This is a genomic window from Vibrio sp. 1557 (assembly GCF_033340175.1).
GTDB classification, from domain to species: domain Bacteria; phylum Pseudomonadota; class Gammaproteobacteria; order Enterobacterales; family Vibrionaceae; genus Vibrio; species Vibrio alginolyticus.
In genome coordinates, this window is sequence record NZ_JAWOVZ010000009.1 from 72148 (window position 1) to 89981 (window position 17834).

The 17834-nt window shown below is 45.7% G+C and carries 13 protein-coding genes; 3 read left to right on the plus strand and 10 right to left on the minus strand.

Going from position 1 to position 17834, the window contains the following annotated elements:
- The first annotated feature begins 107 nt into the window (after window positions 1-107).
- Window positions 108-1247, plus strand: coding sequence for a glutamine-hydrolyzing carbamoyl-phosphate synthase small subunit (gene carA, locus R7070_RS12905; RefSeq protein ID WP_017821483.1), 1140 nt, complete (start codon window positions 108-110; stop codon window positions 1245-1247).
- A 16-nt stretch (window positions 1248-1263) separates the two neighbouring features.
- Window positions 1264-4497, plus strand: a complete 3234-nt coding sequence (gene carB / locus R7070_RS12910) for a carbamoyl-phosphate synthase large subunit (RefSeq protein ID WP_005381854.1) — start codon at window positions 1264-1266, stop codon at window positions 4495-4497.
- 75 nt (window positions 4498-4572) lie between these two features.
- Here carB and R7070_RS12915 read toward each other — a convergent pair whose 3' ends face one another.
- Window positions 4573-4992, minus strand: a complete 420-nt coding sequence (locus R7070_RS12915; RefSeq protein WP_169644219.1) for a hypothetical protein — start codon at window positions 4990-4992, stop codon at window positions 4573-4575.
- Window positions 4982-5896 (minus strand): hypothetical protein, encoded by a 915-nt coding sequence (locus R7070_RS12920; protein ID WP_053306879.1) that lies wholly within the window; start codon window positions 5894-5896, stop codon window positions 4982-4984. The genes R7070_RS12915 and R7070_RS12920 overlap by 11 nt, the downstream gene beginning before the upstream one ends.
- A 249-nt stretch (window positions 5897-6145) precedes the next feature.
- On the opposite strand from R7070_RS12920, the gene R7070_RS12925 reads away from it, so the two are divergent.
- A complete protein-coding gene (locus R7070_RS12925) occupies window positions 6146-6925 on the plus strand; it encodes a TSUP family transporter (RefSeq protein WP_005381847.1) in 780 nt (259 codons plus the stop codon).
- On the opposite strand, the gene R7070_RS12930 is transcribed toward R7070_RS12925, so the two are convergent.
- The 8 genes from R7070_RS12930 to gltB form a co-directional block, all read right to left on the minus strand.
- A complete protein-coding gene (locus tag R7070_RS12930; RefSeq protein ID WP_005381845.1) occupies window positions 6867-7721 on the minus strand; it encodes a LysR family transcriptional regulator in 855 nt (284 codons plus the stop codon). The genes R7070_RS12925 and R7070_RS12930 overlap by 59 nt on opposite strands.
- Before the next feature lie 128 nt (window positions 7722-7849).
- Complete coding sequence (locus tag R7070_RS12935) at window positions 7850-8470, minus strand: TRIC cation channel family protein (protein WP_256900288.1); 621 nt, start codon at window positions 8468-8470, stop codon at window positions 7850-7852.
- Between the two features lie 69 nt (window positions 8471-8539).
- Window positions 8540-9361 carry a vitamin B12 ABC transporter substrate-binding protein BtuF gene (gene btuF / locus R7070_RS12940; protein ID WP_005381841.1) on the minus strand — a complete coding sequence of 274 codons (822 nt, stop codon included), beginning with the start codon at window positions 9359-9361 and terminating at the stop codon, window positions 8540-8542.
- The gene (locus tag R7070_RS12945; RefSeq protein ID WP_005381839.1) at window positions 9361-10314 is read right to left on the minus strand and encodes a cobalamin biosynthesis family protein; all 954 of its coding nucleotides are present in this window, start codon (window positions 10312-10314) and stop codon (window positions 9361-9363) included. Before R7070_RS12945 ends, btuF begins: the two co-directional genes overlap by 1 nt.
- A gap of 11 nt (window positions 10315-10325) precedes the next feature.
- Window positions 10326-11021, minus strand: a complete 696-nt coding sequence (gene mtnN, locus R7070_RS12950) for a 5'-methylthioadenosine/S-adenosylhomocysteine nucleosidase (RefSeq protein ID WP_005381837.1) — start codon at window positions 11019-11021, stop codon at window positions 10326-10328.
- Between the two features lie 63 nt (window positions 11022-11084).
- Window positions 11085-11513 (minus strand): DUF1499 domain-containing protein, encoded by a 429-nt coding sequence (locus R7070_RS12955; protein ID WP_025768418.1) that lies wholly within the window; start codon window positions 11511-11513, stop codon window positions 11085-11087.
- Window positions 11514-11604: 91 nt separating this feature from the next.
- The gene (locus tag R7070_RS12960) at window positions 11605-13017 is read right to left on the minus strand and encodes an FAD-dependent oxidoreductase (protein ID WP_005381833.1); all 1413 of its coding nucleotides are present in this window, start codon (window positions 13015-13017) and stop codon (window positions 11605-11607) included.
- Between the two features lie 20 nt (window positions 13018-13037).
- Window positions 13038-17501, minus strand: a complete 4464-nt coding sequence (gene gltB / locus R7070_RS12965; protein ID WP_053306880.1) for a glutamate synthase large subunit — start codon at window positions 17499-17501, stop codon at window positions 13038-13040.
- Window positions 17502-17834 lie beyond the last annotated feature (333 nt).

A 17834-nucleotide genomic window follows, 5' to 3' on the forward strand; every position in this document is an offset into this window, starting at 1 on the left:
ATACCGCCAATTTGTCTGAAATACCTATTTATGTAGATTTTATAGGTAAAGGAAGGCATGTTTGCAGTTTGATTTATTTTTTTTGCATTTTTATTCTGGAGGTTGTCTTGGGTAAATTAGCACTGTTGGTCCTAGAAGATGGGACAGTGTTCCGCGGAGTGTCCATAGGGGCAGATGGTCTTTCCGTTGGTGAAGTCGTTTTTAATACCTCGATGACGGGGTATCAAGAAATCCTCACTGATCCTTCCTATTCTCAGCAAATCGTCACTCTCACTTATCCTCATATTGGCAATACCGGAACCACTTCCGAAGATGAAGAATCCTCTTCCATTCATGCACAAGGCCTTGTGATTCGCGATCTTCCTCTAATCGCTTCTAACTTCCGTAACGAACAATCCCTCTCTGATTATCTTAAGTCTCAAAATATCGTTGGCATCGCTGATATCGATACTCGTAAGCTCACTCGTATCCTGCGTGAAAAAGGTGCTCAAAACGGCTGTATTGTTGCGGGCAACAACCTAGACGAAGCTTTGGCACTAGCGAAAGCAAAAGAATTCCCAGGCTTAAAAGGAATGGACCTTGCGAAAGAAGTTACAACAAAAGAAGCGTATCAATGGAAGCAAGGTTCGTGGACGCTTGAAGGTGGACTTCCAGAGGCGAAAGATGACAGCGAGCTGCCATACCACGTTGTCGCTTACGACTTTGGCGCAAAACGCAACATCTTACGAATGTTGGTTGACCGCGGCTGCCGCTTAACGGTTGTACCTGCAGAAACGTCAGCGGAAGAAGTTCTGGCACTAAATCCAGATGGCGTATTCTTATCGAACGGCCCTGGTGACCCAGAACCATGTACTTACGCGATTGAAGCAACCAAAGTGTTCCTAGAAAAAGGCCTGCCAATTTTTGGTATTTGTCTAGGTCACCAAATTCTGGCGCTAGCATCAGGTGCTCAAACGGTGAAAATGAAGTTTGGTCACCACGGTGCAAACCACCCAGTAAAAGATTTAGAGCGTAACGTTGTGATGATCACTTCGCAAAACCACGGCTTTGCGGCAGATGAAGCAACATTACCGGAAAACTTACGTGCTACTCACGTATCGCTATTTGATGGCTCTTTGCAAGGTATCCACCGCACAGACAAGCCAGCATTTAGCTTCCAAGGTCACCCAGAAGCGAGCCCTGGTCCACATGACGCGGCACCGCTATTTGACCACTTTATCGAACTAATCAAAAAACACAGCGCTTAATTCGGAGTAGTAGATAATGCCAAAACGTACTGACATTCAAAGTATTCTAATTCTTGGTGCTGGTCCGATTGTTATCGGTCAGGCATGTGAGTTTGACTACTCTGGCGCACAAGCGTGTAAAGCTCTTCGCGAAGAAGGTTACCGAGTTATCCTGGTTAACTCTAACCCAGCAACCATCATGACTGACCCAGAGATGGCAGATGCGACTTACATCGAGCCGATTCAGTGGGAAGTTGTACGCAAGATCATCGAGAAAGAACGTCCTGATGCAGTTCTGCCAACTATGGGTGGTCAGACAGCACTTAACTGTGCGTTAGATTTAGAGAAGCACGGCGTTCTCGCAGAGTTTGGCGTAGAGATGATTGGTGCAACGGCTGATGCAATCGACAAAGCGGAAGACCGTTCTCGTTTTGATAAAGCGATGAAGTCTATCGGCCTTGAGTGTCCTCGCGCAGATACAGCGAAGAGCATGGAAGAAGCTTACAAAGTTTTAGATATGGTTGGCTTCCCTTGTATCATCCGTCCATCGTTCACCATGGGTGGCACTGGTGGTGGTATCGCGTACAACAAAGAAGAGTTCGAAGAAATCTGTCGTCGTGGTCTGGACTTATCTCCGACCAACGAACTTCTTATCGATGAGTCGCTAATCGGTTGGAAAGAGTACGAAATGGAAGTCGTTCGTGACAAAGCGGACAACTGTATCATCGTATGTTCAATCGAGAACTTTGACCCAATGGGCATCCATACGGGTGACTCAATCACGGTTGCTCCAGCACAAACACTGACTGACAAAGAATACCAGCTTATGCGTAATGCATCGCTAGCTGTTCTGCGTGAAATCGGTGTTGAAACAGGTGGTTCAAACGTACAGTTTGGTATCAACCCGAAAGATGGTCGTATGGTCATCATCGAGATGAACCCGCGTGTATCTCGCTCTTCTGCGCTAGCATCAAAAGCAACAGGCTTCCCAATTGCGAAAATTGCCGCGAAACTGGCTGTTGGCTTTACGCTAGACGAACTACAAAACGACATCACAGGTGGTGCAACACCTGCGTCATTTGAACCAACTATCGACTACGTCGTAACTAAGATCCCTCGCTTTAACTTCGAGAAATTTGCTGGTGCAAACGATCGTCTGACAACTCAGATGAAATCGGTTGGTGAGGTAATGGCGATTGGTCGTAACCAACAAGAATCTCTTCACAAAGCACTGCGTGGCCTAGAAGTTGGCGCAACTGGTTTTGATGAGATGGTCGATCTGGAAGCGCCAGATGCACTGACTAAGATTCGTCACGAACTTAAAGAAGCAGGTGCAGAGCGTATCTGGTACATCGCCGATGCATTCCGAGCGGGTATGTCAGTCGACGGTGTGTTCAACTTGACTCAAATCGACCGCTGGTTCCTGGTTCAAATCGAAGAAATTGTAAAACTCGAAGAACAAGTCAAGGCGGGCGGCTACGCAGGTTTGACCAAAGAAGTGCTTCGTCAGATGAAACGCAAAGGCTTCTCTGATGCTCGCTTGTCTAAATTGCTTGGTGTCGCTGAAAGTGAAATTCGCCGTGCTCGTGAGCAGTTTGATATTCATCCGGTTTACAAACGTGTGGATACATGTGCAGCAGAGTTTTCTTCTGACACGGCTTACATGTACTCATCTTACGATGAAGAATGTGAAGCAAACCCAACAGACAAAGATAAGATCATGGTTCTTGGTGGCGGTCCAAACCGTATCGGCCAAGGTATCGAATTCGATTACTGTTGTGTTCATGCATCACTTGCGCTGCGTGAAGACGGTTACGAAACCATTATGGTTAACTGTAACCCAGAAACGGTATCTACTGACTACGATACGTCTGATCGTCTGTACTTCGAGCCAGTAACTCTGGAAGATGTACTGTCTATCGCTCGCGTTGAAAAACCAAAAGGTGTGATTGTTCAGTACGGTGGTCAAACGCCACTTAAACTGGCTCGTGCTCTAGAAGCGGCTGGTGTGCCAATCATTGGTACTAGCCCAGATGCTATCGACCGTGCGGAAGACCGCGAACGCTTCCAAGCCGCTGTTGACCGTTTAGGTCTACTTCAGCCAGAAAACGCGACAGTAACAACGATGGAGCAAGCGGTTGAGAAATCGAAAGAAATTGGCTTCCCATTAGTTGTTCGTCCATCTTATGTACTCGGTGGTCGTGCGATGGAAATCGTATACGACGAGCAAGACCTGCGTCGCTACTTCAACGAAGCAGTAAGCGTATCGAACGAGTCTCCAGTTCTGCTAGACCGTTTCTTGGATGATGCAACCGAAGTTGATATTGATGCTATCTGTGACGGTGAACGCGTCGTTATCGGCGGTATCATGGAGCACATCGAACAAGCGGGTGTTCACTCTGGTGACTCTGCATGTTCACTGCCTGCATACACGCTAAGTCAGGAAATTCAAGACAAGATGCGTGAGCAAGTTGAGAAGTTAGCATTCGAACTCGGTGTACGCGGTTTGATGAACACGCAGTTTGCTGTGAAAGATAACGACGTTTATCTAATTGAAGTGAACCCTCGTGCTGCTCGTACGGTACCATTCGTATCGAAAGCGACAGGCGCTCCTCTAGCGAAAATCGCTGCACGTGTAATGGCGGGTCAATCTCTAGAGTCACAAGGCTTTACTAAAGAGATTATCCCTCCTTACTACTCAGTGAAAGAAGTGGTTCTGCCGTTCAACAAATTCCCTGGGGTTGACCCTCTATTGGGCCCTGAAATGCGCTCAACAGGTGAAGTAATGGGTGTGGGTGCAACGTTCGCAGAAGCTTACGCGAAAGCAGAGCTAGGTTGTGGTGCGGTTTATCCTGAAGGTGGTCGTGCGCTACTGTCTGTACGTGAAGGTGATAAAGAGCGTGTTGTTGACCTAGCTTCTAAGTTAGTGAAACTGGGTTACCAGTTGGATGCGACACACGGTACTGCTGTAATTCTGGGCGAAGCGGGTATTAACCCACGTTTGGTAAACAAAGTACACGAAGGTCGTCCACACATTCTTGACCGCATCAAGAACAACGAATACACCTACATCGTAAACACGGCTGCTGGTCGTCAAGCGATTGAAGATTCGAAAGTTCTACGACGTGGTGCACTGGCAGAAAAAGTGAACTACACAACGACACTGAATGCAGCGTTCGCAACATGTATGTCTCATACTGCAGACGCAAAAGCGTCAGTAACTTCGGTTCAAGAGTTACACGCTAAAGTGAAAGCGAGTCTAGACGCGTAACAGATAAAAATCAGTAAGCTCATTAATCAGGGCTTACATGACAACCTCATTGCCCGCTCATTTGAGCGGGCTTTTTTATATCGAGGTTTTTCTAAAATGAAGAGCATTAAAGTGTGCTAGGAACGATTGGTATGCTTCGCTTTTGAAGATCATTAAGCTAATGATGGCAAGCAATGTACCCAAAGATGAAGAAATAGTACTACCACTTGCTGCAACAAAATTAATGCTGCAAGTGAGAATGATAAAAGAGATAGTAAGTAAGTTTATTTTTGCAGCAATACTTAATCCTTTGCTTATTGTCAGAATGTTTGGAATGCATACAACAACAACCGTAATAGCTCCCAATGTAAGAAGGTAAGTATCTAGAGCAATGTGTTGAGTGAAAGAAAACCAGTCATTCCAAATGCTCAAGCTAATAGCCAGACCAATAGTCAATGCCAAGTATAAACATATACTTAGTGAGATGTTTGCTATGCTAATTGATTTAGTATTCAACTTTCAATTCCTCATAGATTCCAATTGCAAGATTTCTTAACTCTCCCGAATAACCACTTCCTACTATGCTAATTGAGCCTCCAATTGCATCTAGAAGCTGATGAGAAATGGATGCGGATATTGTTGCTTGCGAATACCTCTTAGGAACTTCTCCTGACAACATTAGCTGTTTACGAGCTTTATTCGAAATACTCGGAAGGTTTTTACGGATGATTTCTTTAGTTAATCTTGTTCTCTCTTGTCTGTTTAAGCCTTTTAGAATCTCGGGAACGCCTTTCTTAGTGGTTTGCTTAAGAGATTGAACCATTTTTATCGTTTGATATCCGCTAGCACCCGCTCCAGCTAAGGATATGTAATCTAAAGCTTTAGTTGTATTTTGATACCACTCATTACTGTCTATATCCGATAATTTATCTGGTGATTTAGATACCATACGGGTTCTTGCTACTCCAATAGCACATTGGGCTGTGGCAGCAACAGTAGCGGCGTGTGAGATATAGGACATAGTTACGCCCACAGGACCACTTACTGGTATTGTTAGCCCCGAACCAACTACTCCAATCCAGCCAATTGCTGCACCAATACAGCTAATGCTCGCTGATAGAAGCTCTTGATTGAATCTTGATTTTGATTCTTCCTGTTTTATTTTTTTTGCAAATTCTTGAGATGATTGTAATTTTATCGGTTCTCGTAGAATGATAAAGGTAGGATTGATATGGCATGTGGATTTAAAGTCTCTTAAGCGTACAACGGTGAATTTGTTATCAATATAAATTACACCCGCACCGCTAGTCTCTGGTTTAGCGTCAATAACGTTGAATAGCTGATTAACATTCACTATCTGTTCGATTTTTAAGCGTAATTGCTGTTCTTTTATTGATGGTCGAGTCAGTAAGGCTTCCATTATTTTCGTTTTTTATCAGATTAAATATTTCCTATTAAGACAGCATTTTCTTTTTCTATCAAAATATTAAGAGGCTCTTGAGGTGAGGCTCTATATTTGGATGTAATTGATATTTTTAATGTATCATTCTCTAGATTTATTGACTGATGAAAATTAGGAATAGATTGGTGTCTTGACTTTCCATTGGTAGTTTTGTGAATAAGTGCTACCGTTTCTTCCTCTTTGATACCTCTTCAAAAAGGAAGTGTAGTGGAAATCACGGTTGAGATTTTGTTGGCCTTATTTTTGGTTGCGACTGCCGCAGGCTTTATTGATGCGATGGCTGGTGGGGGGGGGCTCATTACGCTCCCTGCGCTTTTGGCTGCGGGGTTGAGTCCGACTCAAGCTCTAGCAACCAATAAGTTACAAAGTTCGTTTGGCAGTTTCTCTGCTAGCTGGTATTTCGTGCGTAACGGTATTGTCAGCTTAAAGGAAATGCGTTTTGCGATACTCTGCACTTTTATAGGCGCTGCAATCGGTGCCGAGGCTGTGCAGTTTATTGATGCTAGCGTACTCACCAGTTTGATCCCTGTTCTTTTGATAGCCATTTCCCTCTATTTTTTACTCGCGCCAAGTACGCGAAAAATCGATGGAGAACCAAAGTTATCTGAAGCGATGTTTGCGCTATGCATTGGTGGCGGAATCGGTTTCTATGATGGCTTTTTTGGCCCTGGGACTGGATCTATTTTTACTGTTTGTTTTGTTGCACTAGGTCACTTTTCTTTGGTCGAAGCCACTGCTAGAACCAAAATTCTCAATTTCACGTCAAACATTGCGGCACTACTCTTTTTTATCTTCGCTGGGTTGCCCGTGTGGAAGCTTGGCTTAACCATGGCTGTTGGCGGTTTTCTTGGTGCTCAGTTAGGAGCGAAGGTCGTGGTAAGTAAAGGACAAAAATGGATTCGTCCTCTAGTTATAGTGATGTCGATGCTTATGGCAACGAAACTTCTTTGGCAACAACATCAGCAATGGATTCTGTCAGTGCTTTAACTCGTTCGCTACGATATGTGCTGTGACGTAAGCAGATATGTATTGGTCGAACTAACTGATCTAGCTCTTCAAAGTCATAGCAGAACTTAGATGTGATATTAAGTGTCGTTAGGATAGATTTAGGGATTAAAGCGGGAGCCACACCTCCCAAAGCCAGTTGTGCTGCCGCAGTATACGAATCCATTTCCATCAAAGGTTCGATTCCGTGTTTGGATAAAATAGCTTGTTGATATGTGTTGGCAGGGTTAGTTAAGTCATTGGTCAAAATAGCTTTAGGTAGTTGTGAAAGTGAATGTCGACTGACAATTGAGAAAGGTTCATCGGCGAGGTGAAGGCTCATTAATCCATGATGAGGTGGTAGATAGCCAGCGCAAAATCCCAATGTTGCTTTGCCTGATTTCACATTCTCAATAATGCGTGGCGTATGATTGGTCGATATTCGTATGTACTGATCATGGGCAAAGTGTTCTGCCATGATCATGCTGAGGTATCCCGCCACTAAGGTTTCAGAGCAGTCCATTTTGATTAAAGAAGTATCTTCTATTTGTTGTTGATCGTGGATTTTTCCTCTTAACTCATTGAACGTGGGTTCTATTGTGTTTATGAGGGCAAGGCCATCGGAGGTCAGCTTTATGTGCCGACCATTCGGCTCTATCAATTTTTTTCCTAACTTCTTCTCTAGATTTGAAATACGTTTACTCACGGCAGATTGACTAATATAGAGTTGACTGCCTGTGCGGCTCATGGTTTTTTCTTTACTGAGGACAAGTAACGTTTCAATACCTTCAAGCAACATAATGATTAATGAAAGTTAGGAATGGTTGAGATAATTTAGCGAATTGCCCAAGAATTGGCGAATCAAATGAGCATAAATGAGAGGAGCCGACACTTGGTCGACTCCATGGTGAGTGATGTTGTTGGTGTTTAACGGTTAATGGCGAAAGTTGGCAGGGATAGATGCCAACGAATCGCACCGAGACGTATAATGAGCGTTGAGATTACACCAGCGAGTAAAGCCGTTGAGTGGTCATAACCCATGTTTACCGCCATCGTATGGAAGACGCCGCCAATAATACATGCCGTAGCATAGACTTCACTTCTTAATACCATAGGAACTTCGCGAGCCAGCACGTCTCGTATAATGCCACCGCCACAGCCAGTAATAACCCCCATTATCACCGCGACCATCCCAGATGCATTGTAGGCGAGTGCCTTTTCTACTCCTATTCCCACAAACACAGCGAGACCGATGGCATCACAAACGGGTAATACCCACCATGAGAGTCGCTTGGGTCTTCGAATAACAAGCATGGTTAGTAGACACGTAACAAATATCACCCATAAGTAAGTCGTATCTGTTATCCAAAATACGGGAGTGGCACCAAGCGCCATGTCTCGGATTGTTCCGCCACCTATAGCAGTCACACTGCCGAGCACGATAACGCCGAATGGATCCATTTTTAAACGGCCCGCCAGTAATACGCCAGAGATAGCGAAAACAGCGGTACCGAACAAATCGATCATATAAAGCAGCATGGAGTCCATGTTACTTAGTACCTTTAAATAGTGTGAGAAAAAATGGGCGGAAATTGTACGGTATTTGCCACGAAATCGTTAGCGTTTTTGACGAACGCTTTTAAAGTGCTCACACACTTCCTTGATCGCGTTCAATGTGCGTGGTGTCGGACGGTTAATCCAATCAGAGTTTAGGGACCAGATGTGTTTGTTTTTAAGAGCAAGAAGCTCATTACTCCACTCAGCCCACATACCATCGTTACTCATTGCGTGACGAGAAGTAAAAATAACCTCTGGCTGGCGAGTAATGACTTGCTCGATGCTAACTTGAGGATAAGGCGCGCTAGATGCGGCGAAAATGTTCTCACCACCGCAAAAAGTAAAGACTTCACTTGGCCAGTTCTTTCCGGCGACAGTGATGATAGGCTTTTCACTCAACTGATAAAAGTAACTAACTTTCTCGTTCGAGTTGTACTGTTCTTTTAGTGTACTCAGCTGCGTTCTAAAATCTTCAGCGGCTTTTTTTCCTACTTGTGGAGTTTCGCTGTATTGGCTGAGTTGCTCGATATTATTGGCGATATCTTCTAATGAACCTGTAGTGGAGTAATAGATAGGAATACCGAACTGTTTAATTTTCTCCAACTCTTTAGCGGGGTTTCCGGCTGGCCAAGCAATCACTAAGTCCGGCTGAAGAGCAATAATGCGCTCTAATTTAATTCCTTGATAATTTGAGACTCTTTCTAGCTGCTTTGCCTGTTCTGGATAATCGCTCATTTCGCTGACAGCAACAAGCTGCTCTCCTAGCCCTGCTGCAAAGGCAATTTCGGTGGCATGTGGAGCTAAACTTATAATGCGTTGAGCGGGTTGAGCGAAGGTCGCTGTCGAAACAAACAGCGTTAATGCGAAGCATAATTTATTCATCATAATCCTTGATAAATTATTCCTAAAAGCAAACTTTGGATTGCGATCCAAGCCAGGACGCGCCAAACGAGCAGCGTATGTATTTGTGAAAGGTGAATAGCCGATGGCGCAATGCGCCCACCGATTTTTGCGCGCTCTGCACGCACACCTTGATAGATAGCAGGGCCGCATAAAGACAGTTGTAGTTTGTGTCCGATAGTACATAACACCCAGCTAGGTCCTGGTAAGGGCCAAGACTTCGCTTGCTGTTGTATTCCAGAGAGCACATTACTTGTATTCTTTCCGGCAGCTAAAAGTATGGCAAAGAGACGAAGTGGAATAATATCCAGAGTAGCAACCAGTTGAATCACAGGTTTACCAAAGGGCAAATATTGGCGTCGGCTAGGGGACCACACTCGCGCTAATTCTGTTGTGAGTCGATACATTAACGCACCAATACCACCTGTTAGTGCGTACCAAAATAGCACGCCGATCACGTTGCGGCTGTATCCCATAATCAGGGTTTCTGAGCCAGCTTTACCTATGCCAACGATCGAGAGGCTACCAGTATCGCGATTAAGATATGGTCTCAGTAATGCTCGACACTGAGCTTTGTCTTCCGAAGAGATACTTGTGACGAGCTGTTTCGTTAACGTTTCGCTGTTGCGCCAGTCTAGCGCAATGATCAATAGAACCAGTTCATATAAAGGGATTTGCCAAACAAATGGCTTTACTGCAATCAGTAATATCAAGCAAGGAAACAGCATCAAGCCTAGTGCAAGACTGCCTGAGATTACACTCTGTGAGTAATTGTGATTATTGTTCACTTTGTTAGCTAGCTGCTCTGCTAGCTTTCGCCATAAAGTGATGGGGTGCGCTGAATGGGGGATTGGCACTAAAAGGTGCAAGATCAGTGCACCCCACATAATGAGGAGCGCACCGTTGGCATAAAATGACTGAAAAACTTCTTCCATGAATGAGTCGTTTACTTAATGAGTTCCAGCATTTTGAATACCATTTCGGAAGAGCTTTTTGCTGCTAGAGGCAGGAACTCATCAAAGCTCATTGGTGATTCTTTATCAGCGACATCAGAGATTGCACGCACAACAACAAACGGTGTGTTGAATTGGTGACAAGTTTGAGCGATAGCAGATGCTTCCATTTCTACAGCGATAACAGACGGAAAGTGTTTACGAATAAACTCTTGACGCTCAGCAGTACAAACAAACGCATCGCCAGTACAAATTAGGCCGCGAACCGCATGAGTGTTTTCCATTTGTGCTAGGGCTTTTTCTGCTAAGTCCATTAGCTTGTCATCCGCTTTGAATGCAGCTGGTTGACCGGCCATTTGGCCAATTTCATAACCAAAAGCGGTTACGTCTGCATCGTGATGACGAACTTCTGTAGAGATAACTACATCGCCAAGGTTTAAGCTTGAATCGAAACCGCCAGCAGAGCCTGTGTTAATCACAACGTCTGGTTGGTATTCATCAAGAAGGATTGTCGTGCCCACTGCCGCTGCAACTTTACCGATGCCCGATTGTAGTACGACGACTTCGACATCGTTAATTTGACCAGAGAAAAACGTACAACCTGCTTTATTTACAGTTTTGCAGTTTGTAATTGCTTGCTTCAGGATGGTCACTTCTTGTTCCATCGCACCGATGATACCAACTTTCATAACACTCTCTTTAGGTAAATATTTTAGTTGGCCGAGAGTATAGCACTCCCCGTTGGCAGTTTTCTATTTGATGAGCTTAGCTTGAGTGAGCTTTTCTCGTAATTGATCGGCGCGCTTTCTGTTTACGCCAAAGTCAGAGTAGCCCACACGAGATTCCGAGCGCACAATCAGTTGGTCTCCTGCTATTTTTAGTTCGAGGTCATCCACGAAGCGCATGATTTTAGATGTGCACTCGATACGAAGGTAGTTGCTTTCTTTCACCGCGGTTTTCGCGCCTGGCAGTTCAAGCGCAACTTGCTCAATAGCGTCGATGTTCGCTGAATCAACTAAGATAAATGGCGTTAGGTTGTATTTTTCTCGCGTGTCTTGGGTGGAGACGCAGTTTGGTTTGTCACCACAAGGTGATTGAGAACGATCCGTCATGGTTGTGACTCCTTGGCTACAAGCGGTTAAGCCGAGCAAAGTAATGGAAAGGAGAGCGGCTTTTTTCATTATATTTACTCTTATAATTTTGTTTCTAATTATATGGATACAAAAGAAAAAGGATCCAATAACAGGACCCTTTTTGTGAGGTTAGCTGAGATTAAACTTCGAGGTAATCGAGAATGCCTTCTGCCGCTTTTCGTCCTTCATCAATTGCGGTTACGACAAGATCAGAACCTCGTACCGCATCGCCGCCCGCGAAGATCTTTTCATTGCTGGTCTGGAATTGGAACTCTTGCTTCGCAGGGGCTTTGATACGACCCCATTGATCCAAATCGACATCAAACGGTGCTAACCAGTCCATTTTGTGCGGCTGGAAACCAAACGCCATGATAACAACGTCTGCTGGTAGAACGTGCTCGCTGCCTTCAACGGGCTCTGGGCGTCGGCGACCCGCTTCATCAGGTTCACCAAGTGCGGTTTTCACCACTTTGACCCCCGAGACTTTGCCTGACGCATCCACTTCAACTCCCAAAGGCTGAAGGTTGAACATGAACTTCACGCCTTCTTCCTTTGCGTTTTTTACCTCGCGACGAGAGCCCGGCATGTTGGCCTCATCACGACGATAAGCACAAACTACATTGGAGGCACCTTGGCGAATTGAGGTACGAACGCAGTCCATTGCTGTATCACCACCACCCAGTACGACGACTTTCTTTCCTGCCATATCGATAAAGGGTTGGTTACTCTCAAGATCCATGACTTTGTAGGTGTTCGAAACTAAAAATGGCAGCGCGTCATACACACCCGGCGCATCTTCATTATCTAGACCTGCACGCATGTATTTATAGGTGCCAACGCCCAAGAAAACAGCATCGTATTCATCAAGCAGTTCTTGCATTTGGACATCTTTGCCTACTTCCATGTTCATGCGGAACTCGACGCCCATTTCAGTGAACACACGGCGGCGGTTTTCCATCACGCCTTTTTCAAGCTTGAAGGAAGGAATACCGAAGGTCAGAAGGCCTCCAATTTCAGGGTAGCGGTCAAACACGACTGGCTTAACGCCATTGCGCACTAGGATATCCGCGGCAGCCAAGCCAGCTGGGCCTGCTCCAATGATTGCGACCTTTTTATCGGTCCACTCCACCTTGGACATATCTGGCTTCCAGCCCATTTCAAACGCTTTGTCGGTAATGTACTTTTCTATGTTACCGATGGTGACGGCACCAAAGTCATCATTAAGCGTGCATGAACCTTCACATAGGCGGTCTTGAGGACAAACGCGCCCACATACTTCCGGTAGGCTGTTGGTTTGATGCGATAGTTCAACCGCTTCAAGAATACGACCTTCATTGGCAAGTTTTAACCATTGAGGGATGTAGTTGTGGACTGGGCATTTCCATTCACAATATGGGTTGCCACAATCTAAGCAGCGATCCGCTTGTGCAGTCGCCTGTTGTTTAGTGAACGGTTCATAGATTTCAACGAACTCGATCTTACGAACTTTGATAGGCTTTTTCGCAGGATCTACACGCTGCACATCGATAAATTGATAAACGTTCTGGCTCATGATTCAAACATCCTCCATGATTACTGTGCTTGAACACGCAGCTCTGCGGCACTGCGGCTCTGGTGACCAAGTAGCGTGCGAAGATCTGCCGCTTGTGGTTTCACCAAATAGAACTTTGGAATCCATTCATCAAAGTTCGCCAAAATATTTTCAGCATGACTCGACCCTGTTTCTTCAAGGTGTTCCGCAATTAGGCCACGCAAATGTTCTTGGTGGATGTAAAGATCGGACAATGAGATGGCTTCGACAGACTCAGTATTAACTCGACCTTCAAAGCTTTGGTTCTCATCCAGAACATAGGCAAAGCCTCCAGTCATACCCGCGCCAAAGTTCACACCTGTCGCACCAAGAATGGCAACAATACCGCCAGTCATGTACTCACAAGCGTTATCGCCAGCACCTTCAATGACGGCTATCGTACCTGAGTTTCGTACGCCGAAACGCTCACCTGCTTTACCGGCTGCAAATAGTTTACCGCCGGTCGCGCCGTACAGACAGGTGTTACCAATGATGGTTGCTTCATTACACTTAAATGCAGTGCCAAGGTGAGGTTTGATAACCACTTTACCACCCGCCATGCCTTTGCCCACGTAGTCGTTCGCATCGCCCGTGAGGTAAAGCTCTACACCACCTGCGTTCCAAACACCAAAGGACTGGCCTGCGGTGCCGTCAAGATAGATTTTGATAGGGGAAGCCGCCAACCCTTGGTTGCCATAGCGTTTTGCTATTTCGCCAGATAAGCGTGCACCAACAGAACGATCAGTGTTGATGACATTGTAGAAGAAACTTGCCGATTGACTGTTTTCGACCGCATGCATGGCATCATCAACGATCTTTTGGTTGAGCTCAGCTTTATCAAACGGTTTGTTTGGCTCTGTCCAAAATAGCGGATGGCCCTCAGGTGATACTGGAGCTTCTAGAATATTGGATAGATCCAGCTTGGTCTGTTTCGCTGTAAATCCCTCTACTGCCTCAAGTAAATCGGTACGACCAATCAAGTCCGTCAGCTTTTCAACGCCAAGTTCGGCGAGTAATCCGCGCACTTCGTCTGCCAGGCCGATGAAGTAATTCATCACCATTTCTGGTAGACCTTTGAAGTATTCTTTACGCAGTGTCTCGTCTTGAGTCGCAACCCCAGTTGCACAGTTGTTGAGGTGACAAATTCGTAGGAACTTACAACCCATAGCGACCATTGGCGCAGTACCAAAACCGAAGCTTTCTGCACCTAAAATTGCGGCTTTAACTACGTCTAAACCAGTCTTTAGACCACCGTCTACCTGTAGGCGGATCTTATGACGCAGACCATTAGCAACCAGAGCTTGTTGTGTCTCTGCCAACCCCAACTCCCAAGGGCTACCAGCGTATTTTACCGAAGTTAATGGGCTTGCTGCGGTACCACCGTCGTAACCCGAAATGGTAATAAGATCAGCGTAAGCCTTGGCTACACCCGTTGCGATGGTGCCGACACCTGGCTCGGAGACGAGTTTTACCGAAACCAGCGCATTCGGGTTGACTTGTTTAAGGTCGAAGATCAGCTGGGCCAAATCTTCAATCGAATAGATATCGTGATGCGGAGGAGGGGAGATCAGAGTCACGCCTTGTACCGAATAACGCAGTTTTGCGATTTCTGCGGTGACTTTGTGTCCTGGTAGCTGTCCACCTTCACCCGGTTTCGCACCTTGTGCCACCTTGATTTGCAGTACATCCGCATTAGTCAGGTAATGCGGCGTTACACCAAATCGGCCAGAAGCAATCTGTTTGATACGTGAGTTACGCTCAGTACCGAAACGGCGAGGATCTTCACCGCCTTCACCCGAGTTAGAGTAACCACCAAGACGGTTCATCGCCGTTGCAAGTGCTTCATGCGCTTCTGGGCTAAGTGCGCCAATGGACATTGCCGCTGAGTCAAAGCGTTTGAACAGTTCAGTGCGTGGTTCTATTTGCTCAAGTGGCAGCGGTGAGTCTGATTTTTTCAGCGACATTAAGTCACGCAGCATGGCAACAGGGCGTTGGTTTACCTGCTTAGCAAAGCTCTGATAGTCGTTACTTTCGCCAGATTTAACGGCCTGTTGCAGCGTGCCGACGACATCCGGGTTGTAAGCATGATACTCACCTCCATGGACGTACTTTAACAAGCCGCCATGATCAATCGATTTGCGTTTCGCCCATGCTTTACGAGATAAGTTTGTAAGATCTTGCTGGAAGTCGTCAAAATTCGCGCCTTCAATTCGAGTTGTGACGCCTTTAAAACACAGATCGACCACATTTTGGCTCAAGCCAACTGCTTCAAACAGTTGTGAGCAGCGGTAAGAGGCGATGGTTGAGATCCCCATTTTCGACATGATCTTGTACAGGCCTTTGTTGATGCCGTATTGGTAGTTTTGCATCACATCGCGGTAGTCTTTCTCTAGTGCTTTATCATCAATCAGTTTACCTAACGCTTCATAAGCAAGGTATGGGTAAACCGCAGTGGCACCAAAACCAAGTAAGACGGCAAATTGGTGTGGATCACGGGCTGTTGCGGTTTCGACAACAATGTTGGCATCGCAACGTAAGTTCGCGTCAATCAGACGAGTTTGAACGGCGCCGACTGCCATTGCTGCCGGAATTGGTAACTTACCTTTGACCAAGGCTCTGTCCGAAAGAACCACTAAAACCGTGCCTTCACGAACGACTTGCTCTGCTTGCTCACACAGATCATTAATGGCTTGTTTAAGATCTTTTTGTTGTGGGTCGTAGTTGATATCGAGAATGGTATTACGGTAATGATCGTCACTCAGCTCTAGTAGTTGCTGCATGTCAGAATAGAGCAGTACTGGAGAATCAAAGGTTACACGATGCGCGTGGCCATCGGTTTCACAGAAGACATTCATTTCCTGACCGATGCTGGTCGCCAGCGACATGACGTGTTTCTCACGCAGTGGATCGATTGGTGGGTTGGTGACCTGCGCGAACTTCTGACGGAAGTAATCAGTCACCAAGCGCTCTTTCGAAGAAAGAACCGCCATCGGGGTGTCATCACCCATCGAACCGACGGCTTCTTGCCCCATATCACCGAGGACACGCAATACTTGATCGACTTCTTCATTGCTCATAGCAAACTGCTTTTGATAAGTCTTAAGCAAGTCTTCATCAAAGCTGCGCTCACCTACTTGATCTTCAGGCAGCTGAGAGAACGGTGTTAGTTTGCGAACGTTGTTCTCCATCCATTCGCGATAAGGGTGACGAGATTTCAGGTCATTATCGATCTCGCTAGATTGCCAAAGCTTACCTTTACGAGTGTCGATGACGAGCAATTCCCCCGGACCTACACGACCTTTTTTGGCAACTTCATCTGGGGCGTAATTCCAAATCCCTACCTCAGACGCCAGAGTGATCAACTTGTCTTTGGTAATTACATAACGCGCAGGACGTAGACCGTTTCGGTCTAGGTTACAAGCAGCATAACGACCATCGGACAGTACGATACCTGCTGGGCCATCCCATGGTTCCATGTGTTTGGAGTTGAAATCGTAAAACGCACGCAAATCCGGATCCATGTCAGGGTGGTTTTGCCATGCTGGCGGCACAAGCATACGCATGGCACGGAAGATATCCATGCCGCCAGCTAAAAAGAGATCTAGCATATTATCTAGGCTAGACGAGTCTGAGCCTGTCTCGTTCACAAACGGTGCTGCAGTTTGTAGGTCAGGCAGCAGTGGTGACGAGAACTTGTAAGCACGAGCGCGTGCCCATTGTCGGTTACCTTCAATGGTATTGATCTCACCATTATGAGCAAGGTAGCGGAACGGTTGAGCTAATGGCCAACGCGGTTGAGTGTTGGTAGAAAAACGCTGGTGGAACAGACAGATAGCAGATTCCATACGTAGATCGGCAAGATCAAGATAAAAGCGCGGTAAGTCCGCAGGCATGCATAGGCCTTTGTACACCAAAACTTGAGTCGATAAGCTACAGATGTAGAAATCCGGATCTTCGGTGATTTGTTTCTCGATGCGACGGCGTGCGATGTAGAGACGACGTTCAATGTCGCGTTCGCGCCAACCTGCCGGTGCAGAGACAAAGACTTGCTGAATATTTGGAAGCGAGTTGGCCGCAATTGGACCGAGTACTTCTGAATTAGTTGGTACTTCACGCCAACCAGCCACAGTTAGCGTCTCTTGCGCCAGTTCTTTGTTGACGATGTCTTTAGCGAGTTGAGCTTTGACTGGATCTTGGTTGAAGAAAATCATCCCTACGGCGTATTGCTTGCCAAGGTTGAAACCATTTTCTTCGGCAATAAGACGTAAATAGGAATCGGGCTTTTGTAATAGAAGACCACAACCATCACCAGTTTTACCATCGGCGGCGATACCACCACGGTGAGTCATGCGGTCAAGTGCAGAAATTGCTGTACGTACCAGCTTGTGGCTTTGTTCGCCTTCCATATGCGCGATCAAGCCAAATCCACAGTTGTCTTTCTCAAGACTTGGATCATAAAGAGCCATTGCAATTCTCCCTTTGCTTATCCGTCATCCCGACAGATATATCAACACTGCTTACGTTGATATCGATGACTAACTATGCGTCATCTTTATAGCTTTATGTATAATTATTCAGTAAAAGTTGTGAAATATTTAACATTTTTTGAGTGTTTTATTTTCATCAACTTCACAAGCTATAGCTTATTGTAAAAAAGGTCAAGTTATTAGTGGATCATCACGTGAATATACGATTTACCATTTAATAAGCTAAAATAGTTTAATAATTTCAAATAGATAGAAAATTGATTGTTACAAAAAAGTAACATTTGATTCTGTGGGAGATAAAAAAGACCAGCA